The 25,583-nt window shown below is 68.1% G+C and carries 22 protein-coding genes and 1 riboswitch; of the genes, 12 read left to right on the top strand and 10 right to left on the bottom strand.

Going from position 1 to position 25,583, the window contains the following annotated elements; translation table 11 throughout:
* Positions 1 to 20: 20 nt before the first annotated feature.
* The gene (locus ACGFSB_RS29850; protein WP_393405642.1) at positions 21 to 473 is read right to left on the bottom strand and encodes a hypothetical protein; all 453 of its coding nucleotides are present in this window, start codon (positions 471 to 473) and stop codon (positions 21 to 23) included.
* A gap of 92 nt (positions 474 to 565) precedes the next feature.
* Between ACGFSB_RS29850 and ACGFSB_RS29855 the strand changes: the two genes are divergently transcribed.
* Complete coding sequence (locus ACGFSB_RS29855; protein ID WP_393405644.1) at positions 566 to 1,534, top strand: diacylglycerol/lipid kinase family protein; 969 nt, start codon at positions 566 to 568, stop codon at positions 1,532 to 1,534.
* 318 nt (positions 1,535 to 1,852) lie between these two features.
* Positions 1,853 to 2,110: a WhiB family transcriptional regulator gene (locus ACGFSB_RS29860; RefSeq protein WP_016639615.1), complete on the top strand. Its 258-nt coding sequence runs from the start codon at positions 1,853 to 1,855 to the stop codon at positions 2,108 to 2,110.
* A 244-nt stretch (positions 2,111 to 2,354) separates the two neighbouring features.
* Here the strand turns inward: ACGFSB_RS29860 and ACGFSB_RS29865 are convergent, their stop codons facing one another.
* Both ACGFSB_RS29865 and ACGFSB_RS29870 read right to left on the bottom strand, forming a co-directional pair.
* Entirely contained in the window at positions 2,355 to 3,821 is a 1,467-nt protein-coding gene (locus ACGFSB_RS29865; RefSeq protein WP_393405893.1) for a sensor histidine kinase, read from the bottom strand.
* Positions 3,822 to 4,091: 270 nt separating this feature from the next.
* Positions 4,092 to 4,712 (bottom strand): TetR/AcrR family transcriptional regulator, encoded by a 621-nt coding sequence (locus ACGFSB_RS29870; RefSeq protein ID WP_393405646.1) that lies wholly within the window; start codon positions 4,710 to 4,712, stop codon positions 4,092 to 4,094.
* A gap of 118 nt (positions 4,713 to 4,830) precedes the next feature.
* Here ACGFSB_RS29870 and ACGFSB_RS29875 point away from each other — a divergent pair, with 118 nt between their 5' ends.
* Positions 4,831 to 5,577, top strand: coding sequence for an SDR family oxidoreductase (locus ACGFSB_RS29875; RefSeq protein WP_393405648.1), 747 nt, complete (start codon positions 4,831 to 4,833; stop codon positions 5,575 to 5,577).
* 253 nt (positions 5,578 to 5,830) lie between these two features.
* Entirely contained in the window at positions 5,831 to 6,616 is a 786-nt protein-coding gene (nagB, locus tag ACGFSB_RS29880) for a glucosamine-6-phosphate deaminase (protein WP_393405895.1), read from the top strand.
* A 162-nt stretch (positions 6,617 to 6,778) separates the two neighbouring features.
* On the opposite strand, the gene ACGFSB_RS29885 is transcribed toward nagB, so the two are convergent.
* From ACGFSB_RS29885 to ACGFSB_RS29900, 4 genes are all read right to left on the bottom strand, one after another.
* Positions 6,779 to 8,272, bottom strand: coding sequence for a glycoside hydrolase family 3 protein (locus ACGFSB_RS29885; RefSeq protein ID WP_393405650.1), 1,494 nt, complete (start codon positions 8,270 to 8,272; stop codon positions 6,779 to 6,781).
* An 8-nt stretch (positions 8,273 to 8,280) separates the two neighbouring features.
* Complete coding sequence (locus ACGFSB_RS29890) at positions 8,281 to 9,087, bottom strand: carbohydrate ABC transporter permease (protein ID WP_393405897.1); 807 nt, start codon at positions 9,085 to 9,087, stop codon at positions 8,281 to 8,283.
* 56 nt (positions 9,088 to 9,143) lie between these two features.
* Positions 9,144 to 10,124 (bottom strand): carbohydrate ABC transporter permease, encoded by a 981-nt coding sequence (locus tag ACGFSB_RS29895; RefSeq protein ID WP_393405652.1) that lies wholly within the window; start codon positions 10,122 to 10,124, stop codon positions 9,144 to 9,146.
* Between the two features lie 129 nt (positions 10,125 to 10,253).
* Positions 10,254 to 11,528 carry an extracellular solute-binding protein gene (locus ACGFSB_RS29900; RefSeq protein ID WP_393405654.1) on the bottom strand — a complete coding sequence of 425 codons (1,275 nt, stop codon included), beginning with the start codon at positions 11,526 to 11,528 and terminating at the stop codon, positions 10,254 to 10,256.
* A gap of 323 nt (positions 11,529 to 11,851) precedes the next feature.
* Here ACGFSB_RS29900 and ACGFSB_RS29905 point away from each other — a divergent pair, with 323 nt between their 5' ends.
* From ACGFSB_RS29905 to mctP, 5 genes are all read left to right on the top strand, one after another.
* Entirely contained in the window at positions 11,852 to 12,625 is a 774-nt protein-coding gene (locus tag ACGFSB_RS29905; protein ID WP_393405899.1) for a GntR family transcriptional regulator, read from the top strand.
* An 82-nt stretch (positions 12,626 to 12,707) separates the two neighbouring features.
* Complete coding sequence (locus ACGFSB_RS29910) at positions 12,708 to 14,861, top strand: carbon starvation CstA family protein (RefSeq protein WP_393405656.1); 2,154 nt, start codon at positions 12,708 to 12,710, stop codon at positions 14,859 to 14,861.
* Entirely contained in the window at positions 14,858 to 15,055 is a 198-nt protein-coding gene (locus ACGFSB_RS29915; RefSeq protein ID WP_393405658.1) for a YbdD/YjiX family protein, read from the top strand. The genes ACGFSB_RS29910 and ACGFSB_RS29915 overlap by 4 nt, the downstream gene beginning before the upstream one ends.
* Before the next feature lie 144 nt (positions 15,056 to 15,199).
* Positions 15,200 to 15,469, top strand: a complete 270-nt coding sequence (locus tag ACGFSB_RS29920) for a DUF3311 domain-containing protein (RefSeq protein ID WP_393405660.1) — start codon at positions 15,200 to 15,202, stop codon at positions 15,467 to 15,469.
* The gene (gene mctP, locus ACGFSB_RS29925; RefSeq protein ID WP_393405662.1) at positions 15,466 to 17,115 is read left to right on the top strand and encodes a monocarboxylate uptake permease MctP; all 1,650 of its coding nucleotides are present in this window, start codon (positions 15,466 to 15,468) and stop codon (positions 17,113 to 17,115) included. The genes ACGFSB_RS29920 and mctP overlap by 4 nt, the downstream gene beginning before the upstream one ends.
* 94 nt (positions 17,116 to 17,209) lie before the next feature.
* Here mctP and ACGFSB_RS29930 read toward each other — a convergent pair whose 3' ends face one another.
* Positions 17,210 to 17,947: a hypothetical protein gene (locus ACGFSB_RS29930; RefSeq protein WP_393405664.1), complete on the bottom strand. Its 738-nt coding sequence runs from the start codon at positions 17,945 to 17,947 to the stop codon at positions 17,210 to 17,212.
* A gap of 98 nt (positions 17,948 to 18,045) precedes the next feature.
* A riboswitch (cobalamin riboswitch) is annotated at positions 18,046 to 18,183 on the top strand.
* Positions 18,184 to 18,318: 135 nt separating this feature from the next.
* On the opposite strand from ACGFSB_RS29930, the gene ACGFSB_RS29935 reads away from it, so the two are divergent.
* The 3 genes from ACGFSB_RS29935 (at position 18,319) to ACGFSB_RS29945 (ending at position 23,003) form a co-directional block, all read left to right on the top strand.
* On the top strand, positions 18,319 to 20,721 hold the full coding sequence (locus ACGFSB_RS29935) for a ribonucleoside-diphosphate reductase subunit alpha (protein ID WP_393405666.1): 2,403 nt from the start codon (positions 18,319 to 18,321) through the stop codon (positions 20,719 to 20,721).
* Positions 20,721 to 21,743 carry a ribonucleotide-diphosphate reductase subunit beta gene (locus ACGFSB_RS29940; protein ID WP_393405668.1) on the top strand — a complete coding sequence of 341 codons (1,023 nt, stop codon included), beginning with the start codon at positions 20,721 to 20,723 and terminating at the stop codon, positions 21,741 to 21,743. The genes ACGFSB_RS29935 and ACGFSB_RS29940 overlap by 1 nt, the downstream gene beginning before the upstream one ends.
* A gap of 252 nt (positions 21,744 to 21,995) precedes the next feature.
* The gene (locus ACGFSB_RS29945) at positions 21,996 to 23,003 is read left to right on the top strand and encodes a helix-turn-helix domain-containing protein (protein ID WP_393405670.1); all 1,008 of its coding nucleotides are present in this window, start codon (positions 21,996 to 21,998) and stop codon (positions 23,001 to 23,003) included.
* On the opposite strand, the gene ACGFSB_RS29950 is transcribed toward ACGFSB_RS29945, so the two are convergent.
* Together ACGFSB_RS29950 and cyc1 are read right to left on the bottom strand one after the other, a co-directional pair.
* A complete protein-coding gene (locus ACGFSB_RS29950; RefSeq protein WP_393405672.1) occupies positions 22,957 to 24,312 on the bottom strand; it encodes a cytochrome P450 in 1,356 nt (451 codons plus the stop codon). The genes ACGFSB_RS29945 and ACGFSB_RS29950 overlap by 47 nt on opposite strands.
* On the bottom strand, positions 24,309 to 25,430 hold the full coding sequence (gene cyc1, locus ACGFSB_RS29955; RefSeq protein WP_393405674.1) for an epi-isozizaene synthase: 1,122 nt from the start codon (positions 25,428 to 25,430) through the stop codon (positions 24,309 to 24,311). Before cyc1 ends, ACGFSB_RS29950 begins: the two co-directional genes overlap by 4 nt.
* Between the last annotated feature and the right edge of the window lie 153 nt (positions 25,431 to 25,583).

Consider the following 25,583-nt stretch of genomic DNA (forward strand, 5'->3'; position numbering starts at 1 on the left):
GGACGGCTACGGCACGACGGCTACTTCACGTCGTCCTGTGCGTTGCCGGGGCCCCGGATGCCGAGGGCCTCGGTCGTGGTGGGATTCACGAGCAGGACGAGCGCGGCCACCGCGACGGCGGCGAGCACGATCCCGGCCGGGATGGCCATGCTGTCGGCCTGCAGCAGCTGCCAGGCCACCGGCAGCGCCATGATCTGCGTGATGATCGCGGGCCCCCGGCTCCAGCTGCGGCGGCGCAGGAGACCGCGGGCGGCGAGCAGGGGCAGGAGCGCGAGGACGATCAGCGTGATGCCGCCCGTCGTGGCCTGTTCCGGGTTGTCGGGGTCACCCGCGAGGCCCATCACGAGCATGTAGACACCCGCGGCGATGAGTGCGACGCCCTCCAGCGCGGCGAGGGCCGCCGCGGCCGTCAGACGCCCGGGACGGGGGCCTGATTCCGGGGCTTCGGGGGTGGGCTTCGGCTCAGTACTCACCCATGCAGGGTAGCTCTGCGTATCCACGCTCCGGCCCTCGGTCCGCCCCCTCGGTCTAGGCCGGGTAAAGAGCGCTAGGTACGCTGCTTCGCATGCGTGCACTCCTTGTGGTCAACCCAGCGGCAACCACCACCAGCGCGCGCACGCGTGACGTACTGATCCATGCGCTGGCGAGCGAGATGAAGCTCGAGGCGGTCACCACGGAGTACCGCGGTCACGCCCGGGACCTCGGCAGACAGGCCGCGGACAGCAAGGACATCGATCTCGTCGTCGCCCTGGGCGGCGACGGCACGGTCAACGAGGTGGTCAACGGTCTGCTGCACAACGGCCCCGCCCCGGACCGCCTGCCCCGCCTGGCCGTCGTGCCCGGCGGCTCCACCAATGTCTTCGCCCGCGCCCTCGGCCTTCCCAACGACGCCGTGGAGGCGACCGGCGCACTGCTCGACGCACTCCGTGAGGACAGCGAACGCACAGTGAGCCTGGGGCAGGTGTCGGGCACCCCCGGCACGGAGGACGAAGCCGTACCGGCGCGCTGGTTCACTTTCGCCGCCGGATTCGGATTCGACGCGGGAGTGGTGGGACGGGTCGAACAACAGAGGGAGCGCGGTAAGCGGTCCACCCATGCGCTGTATTTGCGCCAGGTGTTCCGTCAGTTCCTCGACGAGCCGCACCGCAGGCACGGAATGATCACGCTGGAACGGGCCGGCGAGGACCCGGTGACCGACCTCGTGCTCTCCATAGTCTGCAACACCTCTCCCTACACCTACCTGGGCAATCGCCCGATGTACGCGTCCCCGCAGGCCTCCTTCGACACCGGCCTGGACGTGCTCGGTCTGAGCAAGCTCTCCACCACCGCCGTGGCCCGTTACGGGACGCAGCTCCTGACGTCGACGCCCGATCGCGGACCACACGGCAAGCACGCGGTCACGCTCCATGACCTCACCGACTTCACCTTGCATTCGAAGGTGCCGCTCCCCCTCCAGATGGACGGTGACCACCTGGGGCTGCGCACGAGCGTGACGTTCACAGGCGTACGCCGTGCACTGCGTGTGATTGTGTGAGTAGAAGGGGCCAAAGTCCTTTCACTCGAACGTTTAGGCCAGGGTCCACCCCATAGAAGTACGGCTGTGACCCAGCCGACACTGAGGAATCAAAAAAAACTTGCCTGAAGGGGTTGTATCCGCCGCCGAGGTTTGCGAATCTCTACATGGCGATCGGGACGGCCCGCAACATCGGCCCCACAGAGAGCCAGAACCCCCTCCTCAACACATAGGACATCGTCGCGTATGTGACGAAAGTCCCTTCCGTCGTCGAGGGATTCGTGAAAGCGTTCACATTCACAAGCAACTTGCATGTAATACCAAGGAGAGGTAGCAGCCATGGACTGGCGTCACAACGCCGTTTGCCGCGAGGAAGACCCCGAGCTCTTCTTCCCCATCGGCAACACCGGTCCTGCGCTGCTGCAGATCGAGGAAGCCAAGGCCGTCTGCCGTCGCTGCCCCGTCATGGAGCAGTGCCTGCAGTGGGCGCTCGAGTCCGGCCAGGACTCCGGCGTCTGGGGTGGCCTCAGCGAGGACGAGCGCCGCGCAATGAAGCGCCGTGCCGCTCGCAACCGTGCACGCCAGGCAAGCGCCTGACGGTCACGCCCCCTACGAGCCTGAGCTTGGCGGCGCGTACAGCGAGTACGCATCTCCCGCCCCCGAGCCGCAGCCGCGCAGTACCCCCGATGCGCAACGCAACGTGAGCAGTGAGCCCCGGACCACTTCGGTCCGGGGCTCGCTGCTTTTCGTATGCGGTATGCGGTATGCGGTATGCGGTATGGCACTGCGTCGTATGCGATCTGCCGTATACCTGGCGCCACGGCTACCCGGCGCCACGGCGCTACTTGTCGACGCTCACCGGAATGTCGAGGATGACCTGCGTGCCGCGCTCCGGGGCCGGCACCATGTCGAACGCGCCACCCATCTCGCCCTCGACCAGGGTGCGCACGATCTGCAGGCCGAGATTGCCCGAGCGGTGCGGATCGAAGCCGTCGGGCAGGCCGACGCCGTCGTCCTGGACGGTGATCAGGAGACGGCCGTCCTTGCTGGTGCCGCCGCGCACCGCGGACACCTCGACCGTTCCGGTGTCGCCTTCCTGGAAGCCGTGCTCCAAGGCGTTCTGCAGAACTTCCGTGAGGACCATCGACAGCGGGGTCGCGACCTCGGCGTCCAGGATGCCGAAGCGTCCGGTGCGCCGGCCCGTGACCTTGCCGGGCGAGATCTCGGCGACCATCGCGAGGACGCGGTCGGCGATCTCGTCGAACTCCACTCGCTCGTCCAGGGTCTGGGAGAGCGTCTCGTGCACGATCGCGATGGAGCCCACGCGGCGTACGGCCTCTTCGAGGGCCTCGCGGCCGGTGTCGGAGTCGATGCGGCGGGCCTGTAGGCGAAGGAGTGCGGCGACCGTCTGGAGGTTGTTCTTCACCCGGTGGTGGATCTCCCGGATGGTGGCGTCCTTAGTGATCAACTCCCGCTCTCGGCGGCGCAGTTCGGTGACGTCGCGAAGGAGAACGAGAGAACCGATGCGGGGCCCCTTGGGCTTGAGCGGGATCGCGCGGAGCTGGATCACACCGTCGCCCCCCTCGATCTCGAACTCGCGGGGCGCCCAGCCGCTCGCGACCTTGGCGAGCGCCTCGTCCACCGGGCCGCGGGACGGGGCGAGTTCGGCGGTCGCCGTGCCGAGGTGATGACCGACCAGGTCGGCGGCGAGGCCGAGGCGGTGGTACGCGGAGAGCGCGTTCGGCGACGCGTACTGGACGATGCCGTCGGCGTCGAGACGGAGCAGACCGTCGCCCACGCGCGGGGAGGCGTCCATGTCGACCTGCTGGCCGGGGAACGGGAAGGATCCCGCGGCGATCATCTGGGCCAGGTCGGATGCCGACTGGAGGTAGGTCAGCTCCAGGCGCGAAGGAGTACGCACAGTGAGCAGATTGGTGTTGCGGGCGATGACCCCCAGGACGCGCCCTTCCCTGCGTACGGGAATGGACTCGACCCGCACCGGCACCTCTTCGCGCCACTCGGGGTCGCCCTCGCGCACGATGCGGCCCTCGTCCAGGGCGGCGTCGAGCAGCGGGCGGCGACCGCGCGGGACGAGGTGGCCGACCATGTCGTCCTGGTAGGAGGTGGGGCCGGTGTTGGGCCGCATCTGCGCGACGGAGACGTACCGGGTGCCGTCGCGGGTGGGAACCCACAGCACGAGGTCGGCGAAGGAAAGGTCGGAGAGCAGCTGCCACTCCGAGACCAGCAGATGGAGCCACTCGAGATCGGAGTCACCGAGAGCGGTGTGCTGGCGTACGAGGTCGTTCATGGAGGGCACGTGTGCGAGCGTACCTGGCACGTCCGGCGGGTCCGCTCCGGGAGATTCCCGACGAGCCGCGGCGCCAGGGCGGGACCCTCAACCCACCCACGGCACCGCAGCCCTTCAGGAACACCGACCACCGGAATGTGCGGTACCGGAAGGCCGGTCGGAGGATCCGACACGGTCAGGGCAGAGAGTGCCGGTTCCTCGGTCCGCCCTCCTGTGCGGGAAGGACGGATGCTTTACCCACGCATTGTGGACTAGACCATTATCCTGTGTCTACGCGCCGGCGGATGTTTGTTGCTCTCTTTCGGGCCAGGCGCGCATGGCCAGCTCGGCGACGACTTCGAGCTCCCGCCTGGTCGCACCGTCGCGGGACTGCTGGGACATGCCCTGCAGTACGGCTCCGGTGTAGCGGGCCAGGGCGGGGGCGTCGGTGGCCGGGGGCAGCTCACCCTCCGCGACGGCGGCCCTGATGCGCGTCTCGATGGAGCTGATGTTGGCGTTGCGCCGCTCGCGCAGGCCTTCCTCGACCTCGGGCGTCGCGCAGTTCGTCGCGGCGTAGATGACGAGGCAGCCGCGGGGGTGACCGGCTTCCGTGTACTTCTCCGCAGCCTCGTGCAACATGCGCGCGACTCCGTCGCGGACGGTCGGCTCCTCCGCGAAGGCGCGCTCACCGAAGGCGCCGTGCGTCTGCCCGTATACCCGCACGACCTCCTCGAACAGTGACTGCTTGTCACCGAAGGCCGCGTACATGCTCGGGGCGCCGATGCCCATGGCCCGGGTGAGGTCCGTGACCGATGTCGCCTCGTATCCCTGTTCCCAGAAGGTGCGGATGGCCTGCTCCAGCGCGGTCTCGCGGTCGAAGGAGCGGGGGCGTCCACGCTGTTTCGTCGCCATGGGGTGAATTCTATAGCGGGCGCTAGTAAAACGGCGCGGAGTCGGCTACGGTTTTTTCTGTAGCGACCGCTAGAGAAATATCCAGCGGAACTCACCAAGCAAAGAGGGGGCGGCTCCCATGGGCGCGCTTACGGGGAAGACGGCACTGGTCACGGGCGGCAGCCGCGGCATCGGGCGGGGTATCGCCGAGCGACTCGGGCGGGACGGCGCACAGGTCGCCGTGCATTACGGCAGCAACGAGACGGCCGCGAAGGAGACAGTCACGGCGATCGAGGCAGCGGGCGGATCGGCCTTCGCGTTCCGTGCGGAGCTGGGGGTGCCCGGCGATGCCGAGGCGCTCTGGGCCGAGTTCGACCGGCATGCGGACGGCTTGGACATCCTGGTGAACAACGCGGGCATCGGGCTGTACAGCCACATGGGAGAAGTCCAGGAGGCGGACTTCGACCGGGTGTTCGCGGTGAACACGAAGGCGCCGTTCTTCATCATCCAGCAGGGCCTCGACCGGCTGCGCGACGGCGGCCGGATCATCAACATCTCGTCCGGCGTCACCCGCATCGCCTTCCCGCTCACCATCGGGTACTCGATGACCAAGGGCGCGCTGAACGTTCTGACACACACACTGGCGCAGGATCTTGGCCCGCGCGGGATCACGGTCAACGCGGTGGCGCCGGGAATCATCGAGACGGAGATGATGACCGGCATCCCCGATGGCCAGCACACCGAGATGGCCGGTTACTCGGCCTTCGGCCGCATAGGCCAGCCCGCCGACGTGGCGGACATCGTCACTTTCGTCGCCTCGGACGACGCACGCTGGATCACCGGGCAGTACATCGACGCGACGGGAGGATCGGCGCTCGGGCTGTGACGGGCGGGCGCTGGGTCGACGGGGGAGGCTTGGTCGACGGGCGGGCGCTTGCTGGACGGGCGGGGCCTGCTCGACGGGCGGGGCCTGCTCGACGGGCGGGGCCTGGTCGGAGAGTCGAGCATGGAATGCGGGAACTCTGAGCCTGGAACCTGGGCTCTGGCGGGCCAGCTCTGCTAGATTGGTCTATACCACATAGTCCCCCGTGGGTCCCTCCCAGACCCGTGAGTCCCCTCTCCAGATCGGCAGGCCCAGCGTGGAAGTTGTCATCGTCCCGGACGCCAAGGCAGGCGGCGAGCTCATCGCGGAGGCCATGGCCGCCCTGGTGCGCCGTAAGTCTGACGCCCTGCTCGGTGTCGCCACCGGATCCACCCCGCTGCCCATCTACGAAGCCCTGGCCGCCAAGGTCGGCTCCGGTGCCGTGGATGCCTCGCGGGCGCGGATCTGCCAGCTCGACGAGTACGTGGGGCTGCCCGCCGGGCACCCCGAGTCCTACCGCTCCGTGGTGCTGCGCGAGGTCGTCGAGCCGCTGGGGCTCAGCGAGAAGTCCTTCATGGGGCCCGACGGCAGCGCGGAGGATGTGCAGGCGGCCTGTGAGGCGTACGACCAAGCACTCGCGGACGCCGGGGGTGTGGACCTCCAGCTGCTCGGGATCGGCACGGACGGGCACATCGGGTTCAACGAACCCTGCTCCTCGCTCGCCTCGCGCACGCGGATCAAGACGCTGACGCAGCAGACGCGGGTGGACAACGCGCGCTTCTTCGACGGGGACATCGAGCAGGTCCCGCACCACGTGATCACTCAGGGGATCGGGACGATCCTCGAAGCCCGGCATCTGGTGCTGCTCGCCACGGGTGAGGGCAAGGCGGATGCGGTGGCGGCGACTGTGGAGGGGCCGGTAGCGGCGGTTGTTCCGGCTTCGGCTCTGCAATTGCACCGACATGCCACCGTTGTCGTGGATGAGGCTGCTGCTTCCAAGTTGAAGCTTGGGGAGTACTTTCGGGCCACGTTTGCGGCGAAGCCGGCCTGGCAGGGGCTTTAGGCGGGCCCCTGGGCCTTATGCGAGGGTGCCGGGGCGCCACCTGCTGGGGGGTGCCCCGGCACCTTGTTGTTTGTAGCCACACCGGCCGGTGCGTGGGGGCTGGGCGCGCCCGCGCGGCGGAGCCGTAGGTGTCACAGCCCCGCGCCCCTTACGGGGCGCTTTCTAGGCCCCCGTGATGACCTCTGCCGCCGCCAAGCCGCAGACCCTTGCCGCGCCATGTGTGGCGATGTGGAGGGAGCCCGTCGGCGGGGACTGGGGGACGCCCATCTCGACGACGATGGTGTCCGGGCGGGCCGAGAGCAGCACGTCCAGAGACTCCGCCATCCACGCGTGCCGGTGGGCATCGCGGACCACCGCCACCACCCGCCGCTCCCCCGCCTCCGCGAGGGCCAGCGCACCCGCGTCGGCGCCCGTGAAGCTGCCCGTCTCCGTGCCCGGCAGCAGGCGCTCCAGCTCCGCTGCCACGCCCCACGGGGTCTCGTCACCCACCGCGATGTTGGCCATCGGGGTGAACGCGGCGACGTACGGAGGATCGGTGAGCGGGGCCGTGTAGGACTCGCCCCGGGTGACCGTCAGGGCGCGGCGGGCCGCGGTCAGGCCGATCTCGGTGCCGGGCGCGCCCCCCGGACGCTTGGCCGCGCCCGGCACCGAAGTCCAGTGGGCCAGCGCTCGTACACGCGTGGCCGCATCGGCGAGGCGCTCTTCCGAGAGTTCGCCGGAGCGGACGGCCGCGACCAGCGCGTCGCGCAGGCGCAGCACCGTGTCGTCGTCCGCGAGGCCGCCGCCCACGCAGATCGCGTCGGCGCCCGCGGCGATGGCGAGGACGCTGCCGCGCTCGATGCCGTAGGTGGCGGAGATGGCCTGCATCTCCATGCCGTCCGTGACGATCAGGCCGTCGTAGTTCAGTTCTTCGCGCAGGATGCCTGTCAGGATGCGGCGCGAGAGCGTCGCCGGGTACTCCGCGTCCAGGGACGGGACCAGGATGTGCGCGCTCATCACCGCTCGCGAGCCCGCGGCGATCGCCGCCCGGAACGGCGCCAGGTCACGCGCCCGAAGGACCTCGGAGTCCACCCCGATGCGCGGCACGTCATGGTGCGAGTCGACCGCGGTGTCGCCGTGCCCCGGGAAGTGCTTGGTGCAGGCGGCGACGCCCACGGACTGCAGCCCCTCCACGTACGCGGCGGTGTGCCGCGCGACCAGGAGCGGGTCCGCGCCGAAGGAGCGTACGCCGATGACGGGGTTGTCGGGGTTGGAGTTGACGTCCGCCGACGGCGCCCAGTTGAGGTTGACCCCGCAGGCGGCCAGGCGGCGGCCGAGCTCGGCCGCCACGTCACGGGTGAGTGCCGTGTCGTCGACCGCGCCGAGCGCGTGGTTGCCGGGGAAGGAGGAGCCGGAGCGGACCTCCAGTCGGGTCACGTCACCGCCTTCCTCGTCGATGGCAACCAGGACGTCGTCGCGCTCGGCACGCAACTGGGCGGTCAGCGCGGCCAGTTGTTCGGGCGATGCGATGTTCCGGCCGAACAGGCCGACCGACGCGAGGCCTTCGCCGATCCTGCGGAGCAGCCAGTCCGGCGCGCTCGTCCCGACGAAGCCGGGCTGGAGGACCGTCAGGGCGTCGCGGGTCAAGGTGTCGGTGGGGCGGGTGAGTGTCGTCATAAAGCGTGTTATCCCTTCACGGCGCCGTCGGTCAGACCGCTGACGGCCCTGCGCTGCAGGAAGACGAAGAGGACCAGGATCGGGATGGCGAAGAGCGAGGCAGCGGCCATGGTGGCACCCCAGTCGTCTCCGAAGGCTGTCTGGAAGCCGGAGAGCCACACCGGCAGCGTCTTGGCATCCGCCTCCTTGTTGAGGACAAGGACGAGCGGGAATTCGTTCCAGGCGGTGATGAAGCCGAAGAGCGAGGTGGACATCAGGCCCGGTGCGAGCAGCGGCAGGATGACCCGGCGGAACGCCTGCATCCGTGAACAGCCGTCCACCATGGCCGACTCCTCCAGCTCGCGCGGCACCGCGGCGACGAAGCCGCGCAGTGTCAGGAGCGTGAAGGGCAGGATCATCACCATGTAGAAGAGGGTGAGCGGGACCAGGCTGTTCAGCATGTCGGCGTCGCGCACGATGATGTAGATCGCGATGACCATGACTTCCCAGGGCGCCATCTGGGCGAGCATGAAGCCGATGATGAAGCCCTTGCGGCCCTTGAACCGCATCCGGGCGAGCGCGAACGCCGACGCGAGGCCGATGATCAGCGAGAAGACCACGGCGAGGACCGTGACGGTGAGGGAGTTGCCGACCATGGTCCAGAAGTGGTCGGCCTCGATGGCCGTCTTGAAGTGCTCGAACGTCGCGTCGGTCGGGAACCACACCGGGTCCTCGCTGATGATGTCGCCGGTCGGCTTGAAGGCCGTGGCGAACATCCAGTAGACCGGGAAGACGAAGCCGATGAAGAGTACGACGGCCACCGCGTTGGGCCAGATACGGCGGATGCGGCGGCTACGGTGACCACGGCGGGACGTCGACGAAGCGGTGCTCGTCACAGCTCGTCCTCCTCTTGCTTGAGCACGATCCGCAGATAGAAGGCGGTCAGGGACAGCAGGATGACGATGGTGAGCAGCGCAATCGCCGCACCCATGCCGAAGTGCTGGTTGCCCATGCCCTCGATGTAGGCGTAGACGGGCAGGATCTCGGTGAGCCGGTCGGGGCCGCCCTCGTTGAGCGCGAAGACCTGTGCGAACGCCTTGAAGACCCAGATGATCTCGAGGAACGTCGTCGCGTAGAGGAAGGGCCGCAGGTAGGGCATCGTGACGTTGGTGAAGCGCTTCCACGCGCCGGCGCCGTCCAGTGACGCGGCTTCGTAGAGCTCCTTCGGGATCGTCGTCGTCGCGGCGTACAGGTTGATCGCCACGAACGGGATCGACTGCCAGACGATCAGGACGATGACCACGAAGAAGGTGGAGTACTGGCTGCCCATCCAGTCGTACTCGGCCATCGAGTGCCAGCCGGCCTTGTCGAGGACCCAGTTGACGACACCGAAGCGCGTCGCGAACAGCCACTGGTAGACGGTCGTCGATGCGATGACCGGCATCGCCCAGGCGAGCACGAGTCCGACGAGGAGCAGTACGCGCATCCGCTTGCCGAGCCGCGCGAGCAGCAGGCCCACCAGGGTGCCGAGCACCATGATGAGTACGACGTTGACCGCGGTGAACGCGATCGAGCGGCCCGTGACCCGCCAGAAGTCCTCACCGGCGAGGACGTCCTTGAAGTTGTCGATCCCGTTCCACTCGGTGAGGTGGAGGATGAACTGCCTCATGTTGAGGTTCTGGAACGACAGGATCCCGTTGTTGACCAAGGGCCAGCCGAGGAACACCAGGGTGGCCGCGATCGCGGGCAGCAGTAGCAGGTAGGGCGCGAGCGACCTGGCCCGCTCGCGGGGCTTGCCCGGATCCCCCGGCCGTCCGTCCGATTTCAGATCCTCCGTCGGGCCGGAGGGCGGCCGTTCGGTCTGCACGGTCATGCTCGCCATCTCTTTCGTGGGCATCGCTGGGCATCGCGGAACGCAGCGCTGTGCCGGGGCAGCGGGCCCGGGGGCGGATGACACCCCGGGCCCGAAGTCCCCGGCTGGAGCGCGCCCTTACTGCTTCTGCTACTGCTTCTGCGACAGACGCTTGTTGAACTCGCCCTCGACCTGCTTGGCGGCATCGGTGTTCGACTTACCGCCAAGGACCGCGGTCATGTAGCTCTTGATCGGGTTCGGCGGGTTCTCCACCGCGGCCCACTCCGGGATCAGCGGCGTGGTGCCGCCGCCGGCGGTGGCGGGGGCCATGGCCTCGGCGGCCGGGTTGCCCTTGAGCTGGGCCTCCAGGGACTGCTTGTTCGGGATGACGCCGCCTTCCTTGGCGAGCGCGCCCTCGTGCTCGTCGTTCAGCGCGATCTTCAGGAACTCCTTGGCGAGCTCCTGCTTCTTGCTGGTCGCGGCGACGGCGAGGTTTGAGCCGCCGAGAAAGACACCCTCGGGCTTGGCGGTGGTGGCGCCGGGGATCGTGAAGTAGCCGATATCCTTCTCGATCTTCGGGTTGGCCTTGATCGCGGTCGCGGCCTCCCAGCTCATCCCGATGAAGGCGCCGGTCTTGCCCTTGGCGAAGACCTCGGCCTGCTGCGGGGTGGCCTCGTCCTTGTTCTTGGGGGCCTTGGAGAGGTCCGCGAACTGCTTGTACGTCTTCATGGCCGCGGCGACCTTGGGGTCGGCGAGGTTGGAGACGTACTTGTCGCCGTCCTTCTTGACCAGTTCGGCGCCCTCGCCGAGGGTCAGGCCGACGAAGTGGTACCAGTTCTGGCCCGGCAGGTAGATCGGCTCGGCCTCGGTCTTGGAGCCGACCTGCTTGAGGTCCTTGAGGAACTCGGCGCGGGTCTTGGGGGTGTCCTTGATGCCGGCGTCGGCCCAGACCTTCTTGTTGTAGATCACGACGCGGTTCAGGACGAACCACGGGGCGGCGTACTGCTTGCCGTCCACGACCGAGGACTTGTTGATCGACTCGGTCCAGTCGGCGCCGAGCCCCTTCTTGAGGTCGCTGAGGTCGGCGAGGCCGCCGGTCTTGGCGTACGCGGCGGTCTGTGTGTTGCCGATCTCGAAGACGTCGGGCGGGTTCTCCTCGGAGAGGGCCGTCGTCAGCTTCTGCTGGATGCCGTTCCACTGCTGGACTTCGACGTTCAGCTTGGCGCCGGTCTTCTTCTCGAAGGCGGCCTTCACGTCCTTGGACCAGCCGGGGGGCGTGGAACCGTCCATCGCCCAGAGCGTCAGGGTCTCCCCCTTGAAGCCGTCCGCCCCGGCCTTCTTGTCGTCACTGTCGTCGCTGCCGCAGGCCGCGATCGACACCAACATGCCCGCGACACCGATGGCCGCTATGAGCTTGCGCTGCACGTCACCCTCCTCAAGGGATGCCAGTCAACCCCCCACCCGCAGCGACCAATAGGACCGAGATCTGCCCGTGGGACTGGAACCTGGTCTTTAATGGTGTAGACCAGTACGGGGAGCTTGGCCTAGACCTTTAGGGGTGTCAAGGGTGTATAAGAAGGGCTGTCAGGTCCGTTATCGGACCGACACCTGAGGGACGCAGCCTCCCCCCAGCTCTCGACTTCGCTCGAGCAAGGGGGACCCCCACGACCCGGTACGTGCCACGATGTGAGCCGCGACAGACGGAGGAGCCGGTGACGGCAGCAGCACAGGAGCCGGGAAGGCAGCACATGGTCAGCGAGGCAGGCAGTACAGAGACCGACGCGGGCGGGGCCCCGAGCGTCGGCCGCACCGCGCGCGTGCCCAAGTACTACCGCCTGAAGCGGCACTTGCTCGACATGACGGAGACCCTGCCGCCCGGCACCCCGGTCCCCCCGGAGCGCACGCTCGCCGCCGAGTTCGACACCTCCCGTACGACGGTGCGCCAGGCCTTGCAGGAGCTGGTCGTCGAGGGCCGCCTGGAGCGGATCCAGGGCAAGGGCACCTTCGTGGCCAAGCCCAAGGTCTCCCAGGCGCTGCAACTCACCTCGTACACCGAGGACATGCGGGCCCAGGGCCTCGAACCCACCTCACAGCTCCTTGACATCGGCTACATCACCGCCGACGACACTCTCGCCGGTCTCCTCGACATCAGCACCGGCGGCCGTGTCCTCAGGATCGAGCGGCTGCGGCTCGCGAACGGCGAGGCGATGGCCATCGAGACGACGCATCTCTCGGCCAAGCGCTTCCCCGCCCTGCGCCGCTCCCTGGTCAAGTACACCTCGCTCTACACGGCACTCGCCGAGGTGTACGACGTCCATCTGGCGGAGGCCGAGGAGACCATCGAGACCTCCCTCGCGACCCCGCGCGAGGCGGGCCTGCTGGGTACCGACGTGGGCCTGCCGATGCTGCTCCTGTCGCGGCACTCCCTGGACGGCGGCGGCCAGCCGGTGGAATGGGTGCGCTCGGTCTACCGCGGCGACCGCTACAAGTTCGTGGCTCGCCTCAAGCGGCCCACGGACTGACCTCCGTACGGGGTCTGGCGCGGGGTCGCCCCGCTGCTCTACGTTCCTCCCGTCATCGCATGATGAACGGGAGGACGACCCGGTGCGCACAGCGAATCCCCGATCCATCGTCATCTGGACCCTCGTCGCGCTGGTGGGCGCCGCGGGCTGGACCGTGCTCGCGCTCTCGCGCGACGAAGAGGTGTCGGCGGCCTGGATGGTCGCGGCGGCCCTCGGCTCGTACGCCATCGCCTATCGCTTCTACTCCAAGTTCATCGTCGACCGTGTCCTGAAGGTCGACAAGAAGCGGGCCACTCCGGCGGAGCGCCTGAACAACGGCATCGACTTCCACCCGACCGACCGCCGCGTCCTGCTCGGCCACCACTTCGCGGCGATCGCGGGTGCGGGGCCGCTCGTGGGACCCGTACTGGCCGCGCAGATGGGCTACTTGCCGGGCACGATCTGGATCATCGTCGGGGTGATCTTCGCGGGCGCCGTGCAGGACATGGTCGTCCTCTTCTTCTCCACGCGGCGCGACGGCAAGTCGCTCGGGCAGATGGCGCGCGAGGAGATCGGTCCTTTCGGCGGGGCCGCCGCGCTGCTCGCCGCGTTCGCCATCATGATCATCCTGCTCGGGGTGCTCGCCCTCGTCATCGTCAACGCGCTCGCGGACTCGCCGTGGGGGACCTTCTCCATCGCGATGACCATTCCGATCGCGCTCTTCATGGGCTTCTACCTGCGAATCCTGCGGCCAGGGCGGGTCAGCGAGGTCTCCCTCATCGGGATCACCCTGCTGTTGATCGCGCTTGTCGCGGGCCGCTGGGTCGCCGAGTCGTCCCTCGCGGACACTTTCACCCTCGCGCCGTCGACGCTGGTCATCTGGCTGGTGGCGTACGGGTTCATCGCCTCGATCCTGCCGGTGTGGATGCTGCTCGCGCCGCGCGACTACCTCTCCACCTTCATGAAGATCGGCACGATCCTGCTGCTCGCGCTCGGGGTCGTCATCACGCTGCCGACGCTGAAGATGGACCCGGTGACCGACTTCGCCTCGCGCGGCGACGGACCCGTCTTCGCGGGCTCGCTCTTCCCGTTCGTCTTCATCACCATCGCCTGCGGGGCCCTGTCCGGTTTCCACGCGCTGATCTCTTCGGGTACGACACCGAAGATGGTCCAGAAGGAGACGCAGATCCGGATGATCGGCTACGGCTCCATGCTGATGGAGTCGGCCGTCGCGATCATGGCGCTCGTCGCGGCGAGCATCATCGATCCGGGCCTGTACTTCGCGATGAACGCGCCCGCGGGGGTCATCGGGGACAACGTCCAGGCCGCGTCCCAGGCCGTCGCGGGCTTCGGATACTCCATCTCCCCCGAGGACCTTGCGCAGGCCGCCAAGAACGTCGAGGAGTCCTCACTCCTCTCCCGCACCGGTGGCGCGCCGACGCTCGCCATCGGGGTCTCCGAGATCTTCTCGAAGGTCACCGGCGGCTCCATGCGGGCATTCTGGTACCACTTCGCGATCATGTTCGAGGCGCTCTTCATCCTGACCGCGCTCGACGCGGGCACGCGCGTGGGCCGCTTCATGCTCCAGGACATGCTCGGGAACGTGTACAAGCCCTTCAAGAAGGTCAGCTGGAAGCCGGGGCTCGTCATCACGAGCGCGATCGTCACCGGTCTCTGGGGCTACTTCCTGTGGGTGGGCGTGCACGAGCCGCTCGGCGGGATCAATCAGCTCTTCCCGATCTTCGGCATCTCCAACCAGCTCCTCGCGGCGGTCGCGCTCGCCGTCTGCACGACGCTCCTGGTGAAGTCGGGCCGCCTCAAGTGGGCCTGGATCACCGGCATTCCGCTCGCCTGGGACGCCACGGTCACGCTCACCGCCAGCTGGCAGAAGGTGTTCTCCAGCGACCCGCGCGTCGGCTTCTTCAAGCAGCGCTCGATCTACCAGGACGCGATCGACGACGGAAAGATCCTGCCGCCCGCCAAGTCCATGGACGACATGCACACCGTCGTCACCAACTCCACGGTGGACGGCGTCCTTTCGGCCGCGCTCGCCCTGCTCATCGTCATCGTGATCGCGGACGCGGCCCGGATCTGCGTCAAGCACGTCCGCAACCCGCAGTCGTCCAAGCTGAGCGAGGCGGAATACGTCGAGTCGAAGCTGACCGCACCGGCCGGGCTCATCCCGACCCAGGAGGAGAAGGCGGAGCTGGCCGCCGCGGAGGCGAGGGCTGCCGACGACGTGCAGGTGCCGTCATGACGTGGATCCTGCGTGGGCTGCGCTGGGTGCGTTGGTACGCACGGGAGTTGACCGACGAGTCCGCGTACGACCGTTATGTCGCGCACACGCGGAAGACGCATCCCGGGGCATCCGTCCCCTCCCGGAGGGAGTTCGAGCGAATGCGGACGGATCAGCAGGAGTCAGACCCACGGCAAGGGTTCCGCTGCTGCTGAACAGGCGCCCATCAGGGACTGATCAGGCATGTCGAGGACATCGCGGCCTCGTCCGGTATCCGGACGGGGGTTCCATAGATCAAATCTCTCGCTTAGATTTCCCGCACGTTAAAGGTGAGATAAGCGAGAAAGCGGAGCCGCGAAGTGTCAGATGCGCCTGAAGTGAGCAGACCGGTGATCACGCCGGTCCGCGTGATCATTGCCCTCTGTCTCGTCGCGCCGTTCGTGGCGATGCTCTGGGTGAGCTCCTACGCGAAGGTCGAACCGACCTTCATCGGCATCCCGTTCTTCTACTGGTACCAGATGCTGTGGGTGCTCATATCCACCGCCCTCACCATGATCGCGTACAAACTGTGGCAGCGTGACCAGCGCGCCCGCAAGGCCGAGCAGGCCCAGGGGGGTGCGACCCGATGAACGTGCTCGCAGCGGACACGGGCGGTGTCAACGGCATCGCCCTCGGCGTCTTCATCTTCTTCTTCATCGCCGTCACGGCGATGGGCTTCCTGGCAGCGCGCTGGCGCAAGTCCGAGACCGAGAGCCTGGACGAATGGGGCCTGGGCGGCCGGTCGTTCGGCACCTGGGTCACCTGGTTCCTGCTCGGCGGCGACCTCTACACGGCGTACACCTTCGTGGCCGTCCCGGCGGCGATCTACGCGGCGGGCGCGGCGGGATTCTTCGCGGTGCCGTACACGATCCTCGTCTACCCGCTGATCTTCACCTTCCTGCCGCGCCTCTGGTCGGTGTCGCACAAGCACGGATACGTGACCACGTCCGACTTCGTGCGCGGCCGCTTCGGTTCGAAGGGGCTCTCGCTCGCCGTCGCGGTCACCGGCATCCTCGCCACGATGCCGTACATCGCGCTCCAACTGGTCGGCATCCAGGCCGTACTCGACGTCATGGGCGTCGGCGGCGGTCCCGACACGAACTGGTTCATCAAGGACCTGCCGCTCCTGATCGCGTTCGCGGTGCTCGCCGCGTACACGTACTCGTCGGGTCTGCGCGCCCCCGCGCTGATCGCGTTCGTGAAGGACGGCCTGATCTACCTCGTCATCGCCGTCGCGATCATCTACATCCCGATCAAGCTGGGCGGGTTCGACGAGATCTTCCAGGCGGCGAGCGACAAGTTCTCCGCGACGAACGAGGCGGCGGGCAAGCCGGTCGCGGGCCTCGCACCGGGTGCCACCGGGCAGTGGACGTACGCCACGCTCGCGCTCGGCTCCGCGCTCGCGCTCTTCATGTATCCGCACTCGATCACGGCGACGCTCTCCTCCAAGAGCCGCAACGTGATCCGCCGCAACACCACGATCCTGCCGCTCTACTCCCTGATGCTGGGCCTGCTCGCGCTGCTCGGCTTCATGGCGATCGCGGCCGGGGTGAAGGTCGAGAACGGGCAGCTCGCGATCCCGCAGCTGTTCGAGACGATGTTCCCGGACTGGTTCACGGGCGTCGCGTTCGCGGCGATCGGCATCGGCGCGCTCGTGCCGGCCGCCATCATGTCGATCGCGGCAGCGAATCTCTTCACCAGGAACATCTACAAGGACTTCCTCAAGCCGGAGGCGACGCCCGCGCAGGAGATGAAGGTCTCCAAGCTGGTCTCGCTCCTTGTGAAGGTCGGCGCGCTCGTCTTCGTCCTCACCATGGACAAGACGGTCGCGATCAACTTCCAGCTCCTGGGCGGCATCTGGATCCTCCAGACCATGCCCGCGCTGGTCGGCGGCCTGTTCACGCGGTGGTTCCACCGCTGGGCGCTGCTCGCGGGCTGGGCGGTCGGCATGATCTACGGGACGGTCGCCGCGTACGGTGTCGCGTCGCCGACGCAGAAGCACTTCGGCGGCTCGTCCGACGAGATCCCCGGCATCGGCGAGATCGGCTACATCGGCCTCACGGCGTTCGTCCTGAACGTGGTGGTCACCGTGGTCCTCACCTTCGTCCTGCGCGCCATGAAGGCCCCTGACGGCATCGACGAGACCTCTCCGAGCGACTACACGGCGGACGCGGGCGACCCGGGCGTCGTGGAGGAGCTGCCGGCGGCCACGGCGGGGGCGCCGGGCGGGCACTGAGTCTGTTCTCGTACGTACGTGAATGACGCGGGCCGCCGGAGTGATCCGGCGGCCCGTTGTCGTGCGCCGCCTCAAGAAGTCTTACGAGGCCGTGTCACGAAGCCTTGTAGAGCTCCGTCCGGACCCGCGCCGCGGCCTTGGCCGCCGAGGAGATCGTCAGGTCCTTGTGCGGGCCCGCGTCCACCAGCACGAGCACGCCGCCGACCCGCACCTCGGCCTTGTAGTACCGGGTCGCCGCGTCGTAGTCGTCGCCGCCCTCGTACCGCTTGCTCTCCAGGATCGCCTCGTCGCCGATGTCCGGCAGATCCTCGACCGCGTGATGCTCCACCACCGGGGCCGCGTCGGTGTCGACGGTGACGCTGGGGCACGCCTTGTGGAGCTGCCGGCGCAGTTCGACGTGGCGCTCGGCCCGCGCGTCCGGCATCGAGACCAGGGTCTGGGAGAGGACGGGGTCCTCGTCGTCGGCGTTCGCCCCGGGGAAGGGGCTGATCATGTGTCCCGCGGTCGTCCCCCGCATCTCGAACAGCTCCGTGCTCGCCTTCTTGCCCGGAGCGCAAGCGCCCCAGTCACCGCCCCCGTAGAGCCGGCCGTCGACCCCCGATGTGGCATTGAGCGCCTTGGCCTTCGGGCCCACGGCCTTCGCCGGAAGCAGCGCCGCCGTCAGCTCGGCAGCGGTGAAGACCGTGCCGGGATCGGCGTCACCGTCGACACCGGGCGCCGCGGTCGGCTTCGGGGTCCGGGTGGGCTTCGCCTCAGCCTCACTCCCGCCCTCCCCGCACCCGGTGAGCAGCATCAGCAATACCGCGGCACAGCCCGCGACACGTCCTCGCACGGCGACTCCCCCTGTTCGGCCATCAGTTCGGCCATCAGTTCGGCCGCCACCCTAGGGGATGCGCGCGCGACACAAGATATGGGGCTGCCGCCCGGAGCCAGCACAAGATGTATGCTCGTGCTCGCTGTCGCCGCAGGGGAATCCGGTGCAAGTCCGGAACTGTCCCGCAACGGTGTATGAGTACGCATTTGTCGTTCTCGCGAGTCCGAAGACCTGTCGGCAGCGCGCCCGTTCCGACCGGTCCGGGTACCAACGACGTCCGGGCCTCGCGGAATGGGCTGGTGGACGCGGAGCGCAGCCCTGCCCTGGGCGCCCCCGTGTGTCACTCGCCCCCTCCCCAAGGCTCAGAGCCGAGCGAGGGAGTGCTCCACGTGACCATCGCGCCAGCCGAACCTGCGTCAGCGCAGACCACCGACGGTCAGCAGACCGCCGACGGCCCAGGAACCGCGCTGCTGCGTACCCTGACCGACCTCACCGCCGACCTCCCCGACGCCGACCCCGGCAGAGTCGCCGCCGCCGCGCTGCGGGGCCGCTCGGCCAGGGCGGATCTGGCGGAGCTGCGGGAGCTCGCGACCGAGGCGGCCGCGGGGCTCATCTCCGAGGACCCCACCTACTCGCAGCTCGCGGCCAGGCTCCTCAGCCTCAGCATCCGTGACGAGGCCGCGTCGCAGGGCGTGCGCTCCTTCTCCGAGTCGGTCGCCGTGGGGCACCGCGAGGGCCTGATCGCGGACCGCACCGCCGCGTTCGTCGTCGACCACGCGGAGCACCTCGACGGTCTCGTGGACGCCGCCCTCCAGGACGGCGCGGACTTCCGCTTCGGCTACTTCGGCCTGCGCACCCTGCACAGCCGCTATCTGCTTCGCCACCCGATCACCCGGCACGTCATCGAGACCCCGCAGCACTTCATGCTGCGCGTCGCGAGCGGTCTCGCCGAAGACGGCAGCACGCGTGCGCTGGACGAAGTCGCCTCCCTGTACCGCCTGATGAGCCGCCTGGACTACCTGCCGTCCTCGCCGACGCTCTTCAACTCCGGCACCCGTCACCCGCAGATGTCCTCCTGCTATCTGCTCGACTCGCCGCTGGACGAGCTGGACTCCATCTACGACCGCTACCACCAGGTCGCGCGCCTCTCCAAGCACGCGGGCGGCATCGGCCTCTCGTTCTCCCGCATCCGCGCCCGCGGTTCGCTGATCCGCGGCACGAACGGCCACTCCAACGGCATCGTGCCGTTCCTCAAGACCCTGGACGCCTCCGTCGCCGCCGTGAACCAGGGCGGCCGCCGCAAGGGCGCCGCCGCGGTCTACCTGGAGACCTGGCACTCCGATATCGAGGAGTTCCTGGAGCTGCGCGACAACACGGGTGAGGACCAGCGGCGCACGCACAACCTCAACCTCGCGCACTGGATCCCGGACGAGTTCATGCGCCGGGTCGCCGCCGGTCAGGACTGGTCGCTGTTCTCCCCGGCCGACGTGCCCGAGCTCGTCGACCTGTGGGGCGACGAGTTCGACGCCGCGTACCGCACGGCGGAGGACGCCGGGCTCGCCCGCAAGACCATCCCGGCCCGCGATCTGTACGGCCGCATGATGCGCACCCTCGCGCAGACCGGCAACGGCTGGATGACCTTCAAGGACGCCGCCAACCGCACCGCCAACCAGACGGCGGAGCCCGGCCACACCGTCCACTCCTCCAACCTCTGCACGGAGATCCTGGAGGTCACGGACGACGGCGAGACGGCCGTCTGCAACCTGGGTTCGGTGAACCTCGGCGCCTTCGTGGACAAGGCAGCCGGTGACATCGACTGGGAGCGGCTCGACGAGACCGTCCGCACCGCCGTCACCTTCCTCGACCGCGTCGTCGACATCAACTTCTACCCGACCGAGCAGGCCGGGCGCTCGAACGCCAAGTGGCGGCCCGTGGGCCTGGGCGCCATGGGTCTCCAGGACGTCTTCTTCCAGCTGAAGCTGCCGTTCGACTCGCCCGAGGCGCGTGCGCTCTCCACTCGCATCGCCGAGCGGATCATGCTCGCCGCGTACGAGGCGTCCGCCGACCTCGCCGAGCGCAATGGCCCGCTCCCCGCCTGGGAGAAGACCCGCACCGCGCGCGGCGTACTGCACCCCGACCACTACGGTGTCGAGCCGACGTGGCCGGAGCGCTGGGCGGCGCTGCGGGAGCGCATCGCCACGACCGGTATGCGTAACTCGCTGCTTCTCGCCATCGCGCCGACCGCCACGATCGCCTCCATCGCGGGCGTCTACGAGTGCATCGAGCCGCAGGTCTCCAACCTCTTCAAGCGCGAGACGCTGAGCGGTGAATTCCTCCAGGTCAACGCCTACTTGGTGGAGGAGCTCAAACGGCTCGGCGTCTGGGACGCGCAGACCCGCGAGGCGCTGCGCGAGGCCAGCGGATCGGTGCAGGGCTTCAGCTGGATCCCGGCGGATGTGCGCGAGCTCTACCGCACCGCGTGGGAGATCCCGCAGCGCGGCCTGATCGACATGGCCGCCGCGCGCACGCCGTACCTGGACCAGGCGCAGTCCCTGAACCTGTTCCTGGAGACGCCGACCATCGGCAAGCTCTCCTCGATGTACGCGTACGCCTGGCAGCAGGGCCTGAAGACCACGTACTACCTGCGTTCGCGCCCGGCGACCCGCATCGCCCGCGCGGCGGCGGGCCGGACCGAAGCCGCCGAGCCCGCCCCCGTACCCGCTCAGGCGACGGCCGAAGAGGCCCTTGCCTGCTCCCTGGAAAACCCCGAGTCCTGCGAGGCCTGCCAGTAATGTCCAGCACCACCAACGCCGAAAAGAACCTCCTCGACCCGGGCTTCGAGCTGACCCTGCGTCCCATGCGCTACCCCGACTTCTACGAGCGCTACCGGGACGCGATCAAGAACACCTGGACCGTCGAGGAGGTCGACCTCCACTCGGACGTCGCCGACCTCGCCAAGCTCTCACCCGGCGAGCAGCACATGATCGGCCGCCTGGTCGCGTTCTTCGCGACCGGCGACTCGATCGTCTCCAACAACCTCGTGCTCACGCTCTACAAGCACATCAACTCCCCCGAGGCACGGCTCTACTTGAGCCGCCAGCTCTTCGAGGAGGCCGTGCACGTCCAGTTCTACTTGACGCTGCTCGACACCTATCTGCCCGACCCGGAGGACCGCGCGGCGGCCTTCGACGCGGTCGAGGAGATCCCCTCCATCCGTGAGAAGGCCGCGTTCTGCTTCCGGTGGATGGACTCCGTCGAGAAGATGGACCAGCTGGAGAGCAAGGCCGACCGGCGCCGCTTCCTGCTGAACCTGATCTGCTTCGCCGCGTGCATCGAAGGGCTCTTCTTCTACGGGGCGTTCGCGTACGTCTACTGGTTCCGCTCGCGCGGTCTGCTGCACGGCCTCGCCACCGGCACCAACTGGGTGTTCCGCGACGAGACGATGCACATGAGCTTCGCCTTCGAAGTCGTCGACACCGTCCGCAAGGAGGAGCCGGAGCTCTTCGACGACGCGCTCCAGACGCAGGTCACCGACATGCTCAAGGAGGCCGTCGAGGCCGAGCTGCAGTTCGCGCGCGACCTGTGCGGCGAGGGCCTGCCCGGCATGAACACCGACTCGATGCGCGAGTACCTGGAGTGCGTCGCCGACCAGCGGCTCCAGCGGCTCGGCTTCGCGCCGGTCTACGGCTCGTCAAACCCGTTCTCGTTCATGGAACTTCAGGGTGTCCAGGAGCTGACCAACTTCTTCGAGCGGCGCCCTTCGGCCTACCAGGTCGCGGTCGAGGGTTCGGTCTCCTTCGACGACGAGTTCTAGTCCGGCCGGCACGTCTGGTACGTCCGAGCTGCGCGGGGCGGATTCCGCCTCGCGCAGCTCTCGGTCGATCCGGCGGTCGTGGACGTACCCGACGAGCGAGGGTGCGGCGAGGAGAAGGAAGACGATCAGGACGGTCGCGTATGCGCTGAATGCGTTCATGTCCTTACTGTCCTGCGCGCCAGACAGAAGCGTCAGTGGCAGGACTGCCACACACCATCGACTTACTGCCACTCCTGCGGCACACTGACGAACATGCTGAAAAACGTGGCCGCCGTGCTGCTTGACGGCGTGAATCCCTTCGAACTCGGCGTCGTCTGCGAGGTGTTCGGCCTCGACCGCAGCGACGCGGGCCTTCCCGTGTACGACTTCGCGGTGGTCGCCGGGGAGGGCGGGACCCTGAGCAATCACGCGGGGTTCTCGATCACCACTCCGTACGGCCTCGACCGGCTCGAAGAGGCCGACCTCATCGCCGTGCCCGCGGGCCAGGCTTTCGTGGACCGCGACTATCCCGAGGATCTGCTCGACGCCCTGCGCCGCGCGGTCGACCGCGGCGCCCGCATCCTCTCCGTCTGCTCCGGCGTCTTCGTGCTCGGCGCCGCGGGCCTGCTCGACGGCCGCCGCTGTGCCGTGCACTGGAAGCACTCCACGGAGCTCGCGGTGCGCTATCCGCGCGCCAGGGTCGAGCCCGACGTGCTGTACGTGGACGAGGGCCCGGTCGTCACATCGGCCGGCACCGCCGCCGGGATCGACGCCTGCCTGCACATCGTGCGCCAGGAACACGGCATCGAGGTGGCCAACGCCATCGCCCGGCGGATGGTCGTACCGCCCCATCGCGACGGCGGCCAGGCCCAGTTCGTGGAACGCCCGCTGCCGCGCACGGCATGTGACACGGTGGGCGGGGTGCTCGCCTGGATGGAGCGCCATCTGGACGCGGACGACATCACGGTCGAACGGCTCGCGGAGCGCGCCCACATGTCGCCGCGCACCTTCGCGCGCCGCTTCCAGCAGGAGACCGGCACCACGCCCTACCGCTGGCTGCTGCGCCAACGGGTGCTCCTGGCCCAGGAGTTGCTCGAGGGGTCCGACGACACGGTGGACGCGATCGCCGGGCGTGCCGGGTTCGGCAACGCCGCGGCGATGCGTCATCAGTTCCTGCGAGCGCTCGGCACCACACCGAACGCCTACCGCCGCACCTTCCGCGGACCGGCGGCCGTCAGCGCCGCTCGGCCCGGAGAAGGAGGTTCTTCGGCTGCAGCGTGATCCCGATCTTCGTGTCGGCATCGGATTCCGCTACGGGCTCCAGGCGCCACTTCGGGGCCACCGTCGCCAGGATGATGGCGAGTTCGGCCAGGCTGAAATGGTCGCCGGGGCACTTGCGGTTACCGGTACCGAACGGCATCATCGCGAACTCCGGTACGTCCGACGCACGTTCCGGATTCCAGCGGTCCGGGTCGAACCGGAGATGCTGCTCGAAGGAACGCGGATCGCGTTGCATCGCGTACACGCTGTAGACGATGTCGGCACCGGCCGGAATGCGGTAGCCACCCAGAGTGGTCTCTCCGACCGACCGGCGCGTGAATATCCAGGCGGCCGGCCGTATACGCATGGCCTCGGTGACGACATTCCGGGTGTGCGGAAGGTCCTTGACGTCGGCGAAAGTGATCTCCCGGTCCGGCGCGACCGAATTTACCTCTTCAACCAATCGCCCTTCCTGCTCGGGGTGTTCGGCCAGCAGATGGAACGTCCACGCCAGGGTCGACGCGATATTCTCGGCACCCGCCACGACAAGGGAGATCACGTGGTCGTGGATCTCCTGATCGCTGAGCGGCTGCCCTGATTCATCGTGCGCCCGCAGCATTTCGGCCAATAGGTCGCCCCGGCTCGCATCCGCCGCCCTGCCTTCGGCGACGATCTCGTCGACCACCGCGTGCAGATCGGCGAGCGCGCTCTGGAAGCGGCGGTTGCCCTGGGTCGGCACGCGGTACAGCGGCCCGACCGAGAGGACCATCCTGCGGTAGAGCCCCTCGAAGACGGTGTGCAGCGATTCGGCGATGCGGTCCGCCTTCTCACTGATCGCGTCGACCTCCAGGAGCGAGCGGGACACGATACGCACGGCGGTGCGGAACATCTCCGCGTTGATGTCCACCGTGTCGCCAGGACGCCAGCGCGCGGCCGTCAGGCGAGCCTCCTCCTCCATCACCTTGGCGTAGTCGGCGATCCGCTCGGGCCTGAACGCGGGCTGCATCATGCGCCGTTGACGCCGGTGCAGCTTGCCGTTGCTGGTCGCCACTCCCTTGCCCAGGAGCACTTCCAGGGTGTCCCAGAGCGGCCCTCCGACGATGTAGTCGGGGCTCCTGAGCAGCTGCCCGACAAGATCCGGATCGCAGACCGCGTACGCGGTCCTGGGTCCGAGCCTGATGCGTACGAGATCACCGTGGTCCCGCAGCGCGGCGAGGAAGCCGAGCGGGTCGCGCACCAGGTTCCAGGCGTGGCCGATGAGCGGGGCGCCGCCACTGACGAGCGGTGGAACTGCCGCGGGTGTCGCGGGTATCGCGGATTCAACGCTCATTCTTCACCTACCAATTCGATTTCGGCCAAGTCGGTCGTTCCCGCGTCGCTCACATACGGGGGAATCGACCTGTCGTCCCAGCTGTCCACCCGATAGCGTCCGGATTCGTGGTGGAACCAGTACACGGAAGAGAACCAGTTCCGCATATTGAAGACGCAGGATTCCACCGCGACCGCGAGCCTCTTCCCGTGCACGCTTCCGTCGGACAACTGCCCGGCGAAGCAGAGCACTTCTTTTTCTGCCGCGAGGAAATCCGCTATGCATCCGGTCACCCGCCGGTGGACTTCCGTCACGGCCTCTTCGAGGGAAAGGCCCTCGTGCTGGATCAGGCTGATTCCGAGATTGTGCAGTTCATCTCCCGCGAGTTCTTTGGGAAGTGAGCACAGGTCGTTGTACCAGGCGGAGAAATCCTGCGTGGCGAGCGCCGCCCGCCGATATGCGGGATGTTTCCGCACCTCCCGCGGCAGTTCGTACCGTGCCGTGGGTTCGAGCAGGTCGATCCACGCCCAGTGGGCGAAGGTCAGCCTGCGCAGCTCGATGTACGCCTCGACCGTCGGGACCGTTCCGGTCCTGCGGTTCCTGAACTCCAGGTCGTACGCCTCGATCACGCTGTGGAAATGCCGGGCGAACCGGGCGTTCCACCCCGTACCGAGGTGGGAGTACAACCGGAGCACGCAGTCCGCGAACCCCGCTACCAGCGGGTCACGGTGGTGGAGCTGCTGCCGGGGGGCCCGCAGCACCTCGTGGAGCCCGCGGCACAGGCGGCGCCACTGCGCCGCCCTGCCGTGCACCGAGTCGCGGTCGTGCCGGTCGTCCCACGCGAAGAACCAACTACTGAGGTCGGCTATCGCGCTGAGCAACTCATCGGGCGCGCCAATGTAGTAGCCGGCCACCAGATCCGTGTAGCACAGGCTGTCGGCGTACCGCTCGACCTTGTCCGCGGGCATCAGCCGCATTTCGCGCAGCCATGTCCTGGACGTTTCCTGAAGCGTCGGCCAATACGGGTGGAGTCGTCGTGGAAAATCTGCCTCGATCACCGGGAGTACCAGCGCCGGTGGTACGGATACCGCCGGTGTCTGTGGCTGTGTCGGTGATGTGCCATATGAATATGCAGGCACGAGCTAGCCCCTCTCAGCCGCCTGAGGACGCGCCCCCTCCCGCTGTACCGGGCGCGCGCCGTTGCGTATCCCCGCGCCTTTCCATTCAGCACCACAACTGACCGTTCAGGGAACAGATTTGCGCCATTCACTACCCCCTAGTGCCGAAAAAAT

It is taken from the genome of Streptomyces sp. NPDC048441 (genome assembly GCF_043200235.1).
In the GTDB taxonomy this organism is placed as follows: Bacteria; Actinomycetota; Actinomycetes; order Streptomycetales; family Streptomycetaceae; genus Streptomyces.

Excerpts from the sequence above, each read along its gene's own strand:
- ACGFSB_RS29945 (WP_393405670.1), top strand. The coding sequence starts at position 21,996 with ATGCTGAAAAACGTGGCCGCCGTGCTGCTTGACGGCGTGAATCCCTTC.
- ACGFSB_RS29950 (WP_393405672.1), bottom strand. The coding sequence starts at position 24,312 with ATGAGCGTTGAATCCGCGATACCCGCGACACCCGCGGCAGTTCCACCG.
- ACGFSB_RS29855 (WP_393405644.1), top strand. The coding sequence starts at position 566 with ATGCGTGCACTCCTTGTGGTCAACCCAGCGGCAACCACCACCAGCGCG.
- ACGFSB_RS29860 (WP_016639615.1), top strand. The coding sequence starts at position 1,853 with ATGGACTGGCGTCACAACGCCGTTTGCCGCGAGGAAGACCCCGAGCTC.
- ACGFSB_RS29915 (WP_393405658.1), top strand. The coding sequence starts at position 14,858 with ATGACGTGGATCCTGCGTGGGCTGCGCTGGGTGCGTTGGTACGCACGG.
- ACGFSB_RS29865 (WP_393405893.1), bottom strand. The coding sequence starts at position 3,821 with ATGAACGACCTCGTACGCCAGCACACCGCTCTCGGTGACTCCGATCTC.
- ACGFSB_RS29905 (WP_393405899.1), top strand. The coding sequence starts at position 11,852 with ATGGTCAGCGAGGCAGGCAGTACAGAGACCGACGCGGGCGGGGCCCCG.
- mctP (WP_393405662.1), top strand. The coding sequence starts at position 15,466 with ATGAACGTGCTCGCAGCGGACACGGGCGGTGTCAACGGCATCGCCCTC.
- ACGFSB_RS29885 (WP_393405650.1), bottom strand. The coding sequence starts at position 8,272 with ATGACGACACTCACCCGCCCCACCGACACCTTGACCCGCGACGCCCTG.
- ACGFSB_RS29895 (WP_393405652.1), bottom strand. The coding sequence starts at position 10,124 with ATGACCGTGCAGACCGAACGGCCGCCCTCCGGCCCGACGGAGGATCTG.
- ACGFSB_RS29875 (WP_393405648.1), top strand. The coding sequence starts at position 4,831 with ATGGGCGCGCTTACGGGGAAGACGGCACTGGTCACGGGCGGCAGCCGC.
- ACGFSB_RS29870 (WP_393405646.1), bottom strand. The coding sequence starts at position 4,712 with ATGGCGACGAAACAGCGTGGACGCCCCCGCTCCTTCGACCGCGAGACC.
- ACGFSB_RS29940 (WP_393405668.1), top strand. The coding sequence starts at position 20,721 with ATGTCCAGCACCACCAACGCCGAAAAGAACCTCCTCGACCCGGGCTTC.